The 2,341-nt window shown below is 42.8% G+C and carries 2 protein-coding genes; both read right to left on the reverse strand.

The genetic code is table 11. The features are described from left to right. Nucleotides 1–318: 318 nt before the first annotated feature. Entirely contained in the window at nt 319–573 is a 255-nt protein-coding gene (locus tag ABZA00_RS16895; RefSeq protein WP_372883313.1) for a YfhL family 4Fe-4S dicluster ferredoxin, read from the reverse strand. Between the two features lie 2 nt (nt 574–575). Beyond that, entirely contained in the window at nt 576–1,922 is a 1,347-nt protein-coding gene (gene yegQ / locus ABZA00_RS16900; protein WP_372883314.1) for a tRNA 5-hydroxyuridine modification protein YegQ, read from the reverse strand. Nucleotides 1,923–2,341 lie beyond the last annotated feature (419 nt).

Below are 2,341 nucleotides of genomic sequence, written 5' to 3' on the forward strand. Positions count from 1 at the left end.
GCCCGAAGGGTTCGGCTAAAAGCGTTTTACTCTTTGTTGCGAGGTATTTACTTAGAATGACTAAGCTACACACCTCGCGTCGCGATTAAAACGCTTTTATCTCGAACAAAAATTAACCGCGAAAGATCAACAGACCCTAATAAACTGATAAAATAGATATCAATGAAGTCGACCCAAAAAAGTGCACTAATGCCGATGGCATTAGTGGCTGACATGCTCATCACATGTTTTAATATAGAGCCCTGCAAAAAATTTAGCTTGTTGCATGCTATGCCTGAATCACTGACGACTATTTAAACGGCTGCTGAAACAGAGTTTTCAAGAACTTTGAATATAGAGTTCTGCAAACTTATCTAGCAACTGTTGTTCTGTTTCGACATGTGCCGGATCGATGATAATACAGTTGATCGGACAGACTGCCATACAGGTCGGTTTTTCATAAAAACCAACACATTCAGTGCACAGATCCGGATTGATTTCATAGATTTCTGCACCAAAAGTGATCGCTTCATTCGGACATTCCGGATCACACATATCACAGTTGATACAGTTATCTTTAATTAATAGTGCCATAGTTACTTACTGTGCGGGTTGCGCGTATTTTCACCGCGGTTAAGGTTACGCATTAATAACGCATGGCTGAGGTCGATCTCTTTTGGAACCGGCATGTATAAAACGTGCCCTGATCCGGGTGCAACATCAACTAATTCGCCTTTTTTAGTCTGTAACTGCTCCAGAGTAAAATTAATATTACCCTGCGGGGTCATCAATTCAAGCTGGTCACCCACCAGGAATTTATTTTTAACCATCACTTCCGCTAAACCATCGCTACTGCGGGCAGTGACTTCTCCGACAAACTGCTGAGTATCACTGATCGAATAACCGTAATCATAGTTTTGATATTCATCATGTGTATGGCGGCTTAAAAAGCCTTCCGTATATCCTCGATGGGCAAGGTTTTCCAATGTTCCCATCAATTTCGGATCAAATGGTCGGCCGGCAATGGCATCATCCATTGCTTTACGATAAACCTGCGCGGTGCGTGCGCAGTAATAGAAACTTTTTGTTCTGCCTTCAATTTTCAAAGACTGTACGCCAATCTTTAACAGGCGCTCTACGTGTTGAATCGCGCGCAAATCTTTCGAGTTCATGATGTAAGTACCATGCTCATCTTCAAATGCCGGCATATATTCGTTTGGACGGCCTTGCTCTTGTAATAGGAACATCTGATCTGTAGGTTGTCCCAGACCTAAGGCGGGTTCAGCCGGTTGAATCGCGACAATATCACCTGTTTCATTTTCTGTTGCGGCATGGGCGTCATACTTCCAGCGGCAGGAGTTGGTGCAGGTTCCCTGGTTCGGATCGCGTTTATTGATGTACCCGGATAGCAGGCAGCGCCCGGAATAGGCCATGCATAGTGCGCCGTGTACAAAGACTTCGATCTCTATGTCGGGACAGTGTTGTCTGATATCCTCGATCTCATCTAAGGATAATTCCCGCGATAAAATAACCCGTTCTATACCCTGTTTTTCCCAGAATTTAACACTTGCCCAGTTAACCGCATTGGCTTGAACACTTAAATGCACCGGCATATCGGGAAAGGCTTCCCTCACCATCATAATTAAACCCGGATCCGACATAATTAAAGCATCAGGTTTCAGGTTTACCACAGGCTGCATATCCCGGATAAATGTTTTTAATTTGGAATTATGCGGTTGAATGTTGCATACCACATACAGCTTTTTACCTTGTGCGTGTGCTTCATTAATACCAATCTCTAATTTTTCAAGATTAAATTCATTGTTTCTTACCCGTAGTGAGTAACGTGGTTGGCCGGCGTAAACTGCGTCTGCGCCATAAGCAAAAGCATAACGCATGTTTTTTAAGGTTCCGGCTGGGGAAAGTAATTCAGGTGTCATAATCAATCTCTATTCTGATATCAAGTCAGGGTAAAGCAGGGGCTTTACAGGCGGCGCATTTTACTTGTTTTTACTATAAAGTGATAGTCTGGACATAAGCTCTGAGAATGATTGAAATCAAGAAAAGGGTGAATATATACCCGTGTTAGTTCAAGGTACAAAATCAGCAAGCCAATTTCGAGAGATTAACTTCGTTATTCCTCTATCACTAGAATTACAAAAAGAGGTAATTCTCGAGCTCCATATAGTTTAAAAAATGAACGCCAGAGCTGACTAAAAATCGCTCATTCTGCGTTGTGTCAGCTCGAAAACCAGTGCTGCGTTGCACCAATCGAAAAGGGAATAACCATTACCTCATGTTGCGTCTTGCTCTGGTCTCCGAGCTCGTGCCTGACAAAGCATTTTGAAGTAACATGGGTATA

This window comes from Psychromonas sp., from assembly GCF_041586535.1.
In the GTDB taxonomy this organism is placed as follows: Bacteria; Pseudomonadota; Gammaproteobacteria; order Enterobacterales; family Psychromonadaceae; genus Psychromonas.